The organism is Desulfurococcus sp. (assembly GCF_049970475.1).
Classification (GTDB): Archaea; Thermoproteota; Thermoprotei_A; order Sulfolobales; family Desulfurococcaceae; genus Desulfurococcus; species Desulfurococcus amylolyticus.
This window is the reverse complement of record NZ_JBMFMW010000021.1, coordinates 1-5,772: the sequence shown is the minus strand read 5'-3', so window position 1 is coordinate 5,772 and position 5,772 is coordinate 1. Positions and strand designations below refer to the sequence as shown.

The following is a 5,772-nucleotide window of genomic DNA, read 5'->3' as shown; positions in this document are numbered from 1 at the left end:
AAACCTATATGAGACCTGAACCCCCAAGCATACAGCACATTCTGCCTGCAGCCCTAAAAACCATAAACACTGCTTCTGCCACAACCTTCTAGCTTCTCGGCTAAACGGTCTACATGCTGTAGGAGTGATGGTTTTTAAGGGAGTCATTATCGCAGTTATTAAGCGGGGTTAAATTGAGGATCATACTTATAATCGGTAGAAACGGGCTCTCGGAAATAATTGCTGAAACACTGCTTCAAGCGGTTAAAGCAGTGGAGCTCTCAACCAGTATGAAACTAGATGTGGAAATTATGCAAGAGGAGGAAGTAGTGTACCCTGTTATAAAAATCAATGATCTAAGCCCTATAGTAGTTAAGAGCCTACCCGATATCAGGGATCTGGTAAGGATTATTAGGGCCAACGTTGAGATCCGTGAACTGGTTCAGGATGCTGAAATACCTAGTACTCCCCGTGACAAAGCTATAAGCAAGGCTGTTCCTAACTCGATGAATGCATTTGAATACTTTTGATTGCTTCTGAATACTTTCTATTCGCTACCTTGGAAGTAGATGATGACTCATCATTGGTACTACCGGGTAATACTTGGAACACGGTGGGGGCTTGCTCTACTCCTGTATTGCAATGTATCTACGCGTCTTCAACACTTTATCAGGGTATACGACTACGCCTTTATCCGTTATCTCCATTATATGTCTCTTCATACTGTGACTTGTTCCACGCATCTTCCAAACTATTATGCTCCTAACTAGTTCTCCATCTATTTCATCAAGGTCTAGTCTCACTATTCCATCAGCCGCGTGCTCAACACCCGGACCCCCGAATCCCCTCTCTGTCACTGATACCTGTGAAACGAGAAGGCTTGTGGTCCCCATTCCAGATAATACTTTCTTTAATTGAAGCACCACGTTTCTGGCTATTGAGGGCTTTAACAGATATAATGTTGAAACACTGTCAACCACGACTCTCTGGGCATTAATCTCCCTGATTGCTGTCCTCAATACATCGATCAACTCCTCAACGCTATCAGTATCCTTCACTACATATTTCTCCCGCTTAGCTGCTTCACCAACCCCACCGGTAAAGGCATCTATCACAGCGAACTTGCCCTCCTGCTCGTATTGGCGGACATCCCATCCAAAATTCTTCATGTTGATGCGTACCTGAACAGGATGCTCCTCGAGTGCAACATATATGCCTGGCTCACCGAGTTGTAGTCCATTCCAGAGGAATTGTGAAGCAAGTATTGTTTTCCCTGTACCCGGTCCCCCGCTTAATAGCACTATATTTCTCTTTGGTATGCCCCCATTAAGGATGTCATCCAAGCCAGGTATCCCTGTTTTAACTCTCTCCACCATAATGATCGCCGTTAATATATTATTCTTCAACACTTATATATTGTTTTAATAGCTGTTGAGATATAAAATTATATTATAATCAGGGATTCAAGATGAGTAGTCAGAAGAGAAGCGAAAAAGGGATTAAGCTAAGGGTTGGTGAGGCAAGGCAGAGAGATGTGGGTAGAAAAATCGCGCGGATCGATAGGGAAACCATGGATAAACTGGGTGTTTCACCAGGAGACTTCATCGAGGTCATCGGCCCAAAGGGTAGTGATGTAGTGAAGGTTTGGCAGGCTTACCCTGAAGATGAGGGTGCAGGGCTGATACGAATAGATGGAATGGTTAGAAAGAAACTAGGTGTTTCACCAGGAGACTATGTTACTGTTAGACCGATATCTGTAGAACCAGCGGTAAAGGTGACTATTGCACCTATTGGCGAACTACCGGTGTACGGTGATTTATCCGGCTATATTAAGAGACAAATAATAGGGAACCCGGTTAAGAGAGGGGATATAATCGAGATATCATTATACGGTATGCTGCTCAGGTTTGCCGTGATAAGTACTCAACCCTCTACCATAGTATACATAACTGAACACACATATATCGAAGTTAGGACCGAGCCGGTGAGGCCCGAGGTACTTGGCGAGGGCATTCCGAAAGTAACATGGGAGGACATCGGAGACTTAGATGAGGTTAAGCAGAAGATAAGGGAGATCGTCGAGCTACCTTTAAAATACCCAGAGCTCTTCGAGCATCTGGGTATAGAGCCACCTAAGGGGATATTGCTCTATGGTCCACCAGGCACAGGTAAGACGCTGCTGGCTAAGGCATTAGCTAACGAGATAGGGGCTTACTTTGTAACTATTAATGGACCGGAGATAATGAGTAAATTCTACGGTGAATCCGAGGAGAGGCTAAGGAAGATATTCGAGGAAGCCCAGGCCAACGCGCCAGCCGTCATATTCATTGATGAGATAGATAGCATTGCTCCTAAGCGTGAGGAGGTAACTGGTGAAGTGGAGAAAAGAGTGGTGGCGCAGCTTCTCACGTTGATGGATGGTTTGAAGGAGAGGGGTAAAGTAATAGTTATCGGTGCAACAAACCGACCAGATGCATTAGATCCCGCTCTCAGGAGACCTGGGAGATTTGACAGGGAAATCGAGATACCTCCACCAGATAAGAGGGCAAGGAGGGAGATCCTGGCTGTACATACTAGGAACATGCCTCTAGCCGAGGATGTAGACCTCGATAAGATAGCTGATATGACTCATGGATACACCGGGGCCGATATAGCGGCGCTTGTGAAAGAAGCCGCAATGAATGCCTTAAGGAGATTCATGAAGGAGGAGGGTATAGAGATAGAAAAAGGGCAACCAATACCAGCAGAGAAGCTGGAGAAGCTGAAGGTTACAATGGATGATTTTCTCACAGCAATGAAGAATGTGCAGCCCTCATTAATCAGGGAAGTATTCGTAGAAGTACCAAGCGTGCATTGGGATGATATAGGTGGGTTAGAGGATGTTAAACAAGAATTAAGAGAAGCCATTGAGTGGCCGATGAAGTATCCACATGTATTCGAGAAGATGGGTTTAGAGCCGCCTAAAGGAATACTGTTGTTTGGTCCCCCCGGAACAGGCAAGACCCTGCTTGCGAAGGCTGTTGCAACCGAGAGCGGGGCAAACTTTATAACTGTAAGGGGACCAGAAGTGCTCAGTAAATGGGTTGGAGAATCTGAGAAGGCTATTAGACAGATATTTAGAAGGGCTAGAATGGTTGCACCAGCCGTTGTATTCTTTGATGAGATAGACAGTATAGCTGGTATCAGGGGAAGCGATCCCAGCGGTGTAATAGATAGAATAGTCAACCAGTTATTAACGGAGCTCGACGGTATTCAGCCTTTGAGAAGGGTTGTGACAATCGCCGCCACGAATAGGCCTGACCTCCTGGATCCAGCCCTCCTGAGGCCGGGCAGATTCGATCGCCTCGTATACGTGCCGCCTCCAGACTATAATGCGAGGCTCCAAATATTCAAGGTCCATACAAGGAAGCTACCTCTAGCCGAAGACGTGAACCTGGATGAACTAGCAAGGAGGACAGAGGGTTACACGGGTGCTGATATAGCGGCTGTATGCAGGGAGGCATCACTAATAGCTCTAAGGGAGAGGTATAGGAGCACTGGGACTCTGGATGTAGTTAAGGTGGGGATGGAGCATTTCATTAAGGCTTTAGAGAAGGTACCTCCCTCACTGAGTAAAAGCGATATAGAGATGTATGAGAGGCTTGCAAAGGAATTAAAGAGGGTTAGCGGCAGCGGCTCCTTTAGAAGGGTTTCACTACCCTATGGCTAGTTTTTTACTCGTACTCCACGGCTTTCATGGAGTGAAGCATCCGGTATATTTGGTGATTAGATATGAATAGTTCTATCCCGGCTTCATTCTTAAAGTTTTTAACGCAGTGTGGAAGGACTTCAGAGAAGCTGGCGAGATACCGTATAAGAGGCATGGTTGTAATCTCTGGCTCGAACCCCGTTAAAATGGCGTCTCTAACGTATAGGCTAATATATTACTATGTTAAGAAATGGCGTAGAGCGATTAAGGATAAGAAAGAGTTCACAGGGCTATATATCTACCACGACGAGTTCGACGATGCAGTCTCAATGCGTAGTGAGTTTGAAAAACAGATAGGAAAGTTAGGGGACATAGATTTCCAATTCACGGTTTACGAGAAAAGCGATAAATACCTGGGTATAACGGTCTCAATCCTCGTTATGGATTTAACACGTGATTTAAAGCCTAACGACCTGGGGAGGTTAATCGGTATAGTTGAGGGAGGCGGCCTAATTGTATTACTGACGCCACCGTGGGATAAATGGGACGAATTCAAGACGATATTCAAGATGAACCTAACGGTTCCCCAATACCCTGAGCCACGTCACGTGTTTATTAAATGGGTTAAAAAACACCTATTGGAATTCGATGGAATAGGCATCTATGATGCTGACAATAATAGAATTATAAAGAGGCTTGAACTAAGAAACGAGTATAAGCCTTACGAGAGAAAAATAGACATACCGAAAAACACGTTGTTCCCGAGCGGGGTTTACGAGCACGCCTTAACCATGGATCAAGTCAACGTGTTGAAAATCATCGAGGAATTCTATGAGAAGCCACCTCCCGGTAAGAAGAAAGTACTCGTACTTACAGCGGATAGGGGAAGGGGGAAGAGTTGTGCAGTGGGCATAGGCGCTGTTGGATTAATACACTTACTTAGAAAAGTAAAGCCTAAGCCACGAGTCCTTGTCACAGCACCGGAGCCAAGCAATATCCAATCCTTAATGATGCTCGCCATGAAGGTCCTTGATAAACTAGGGTATAAGTATGATGTAATCAGGAGAGATGGAAATGTAATAGAGTTGAGAAGCGATAGGTTCAGCATAGAATACTGGGAGCCATTAAACATCCCGAAAATCAATGGTGATGTAGTCATAGTGGATGAAGCGGCCGGTATCCACGTTCCATTATTATACAAGATCCTGGAGTCGCATAAACGGATAATCTTTTCGAGCACTATACATGGCTACGAGGGTGCCGGTAGAGGGTTCTCGGTGAGGTTCCTTAAGAGGATAAAGAATAGTAAAGATATTATCTTATACGAGTATGAGATGACTGAGCCAATACGTTACAATTACAATGACCCCATAGAAAACTGGCAGTTTAAAACACTTCTCCTTGATGCTGAGCCAGCCGAGTTGAGCGAGGAGGACTTGAAGGATATAGAGTCAGGCAACCTCGTGTATGTAGAATATGCTCCAGAGGAATTATTTAATAATGAGAATGAGCTGAGACAGCTATTTGGAATATACGTCCTGGCACACTACCGTAACGAGCCAGATGATCTCGGAATGATAGCCGATGCCCCCCATCACCTTGTAAGGGCTGCAAAGACGAGGAATGGTAAAATAGTTTGCGCTGTTCAGATAGCCTACGAGGGACCAATAGATGAGGCAACAGCCACAGAACTACTTAAAGGATCGAAGATACCCGGAAACATTATTCCGGATAGGTTTCTTAAGCACCTGAGATATGTGGACTTCGCTAAGACCAAGGGGTGGCGTATAGTAAGAATAGCAACGCATCCAGCTGTACAGGGTAAGGGGATTGGAAGCTGGATACTTAATAGAATAAGAGAGGAGGCCGTTCGACTGGGATTGGACTGGATTGGCTCTGGATTTGGTGTAAACGAGCAATTATTGAGGTTCTGGCTTAGAAATGGGTTTATCCCTGTACACATCAGCCCGGATAGAAATCCTGTAAGCGGGGAGTATACAATACTGGTGGTACAGCCGATAAGTGAGGTAGCGAGGAGACTGGTTGAGAAGGCTGCAGGCGAGTTTAAATCCAAGATACTTAATAGTATACCGGTTAACTACAGG

4 protein-coding genes are annotated in these 5,772 nt (G+C 45.2%); 3 read left to right on the top strand and 1 reads right to left on the bottom strand.

Features of this window, described 5'->3' with window-relative positions:
- Positions 1-173 precede the first annotated feature (173 nt).
- Positions 174-509 carry a hypothetical protein gene (locus ACP5N5_RS02430; RefSeq protein WP_012607715.1) on the top strand — a complete coding sequence of 112 codons (336 nt, stop codon included), beginning with the start codon at positions 174-176 and terminating at the stop codon, positions 507-509.
- Between the two features lie 96 nt (positions 510-605).
- On the opposite strand, the gene ACP5N5_RS02425 is transcribed toward ACP5N5_RS02430, so the two are convergent.
- On the bottom strand, positions 606-1,355 hold the full coding sequence (locus tag ACP5N5_RS02425) for a KaiC domain-containing protein (protein WP_048058723.1): 750 nt from the start codon (positions 1,353-1,355) through the stop codon (positions 606-608).
- A gap of 92 nt (positions 1,356-1,447) precedes the next feature.
- On the opposite strand from ACP5N5_RS02425, the gene ACP5N5_RS02420 reads away from it, so the two are divergent.
- Positions 1,448-3,688 carry a CDC48 family AAA ATPase gene (locus ACP5N5_RS02420; protein WP_428132336.1) on the top strand — a complete coding sequence of 747 codons (2,241 nt, stop codon included), beginning with the start codon at positions 1,448-1,450 and terminating at the stop codon, positions 3,686-3,688.
- A 62-nt stretch (positions 3,689-3,750) separates the two neighbouring features.
- Positions 3,751-5,772, top strand: a 2,022-nt coding sequence (locus tag ACP5N5_RS02415; RefSeq protein ID WP_428132333.1) for a tRNA(Met) cytidine acetyltransferase TmcA, incomplete at its 3' end; no start/stop codon positions are given.

Bases quoted from the DNA above. Each gene is read 5' to 3' on its own strand.
- ACP5N5_RS02420 (WP_428132336.1), top strand. From the start codon at position 1,448: ATGAGTAGTCAGAAGAGAAGCGAAAAAGGGATTAAGCTAAGGGTTGGT.
- ACP5N5_RS02425 (WP_048058723.1), bottom strand. From the start codon at position 1,355: ATGGTGGAGAGAGTTAAAACAGGGATACCTGGCTTGGATGACATCCTT.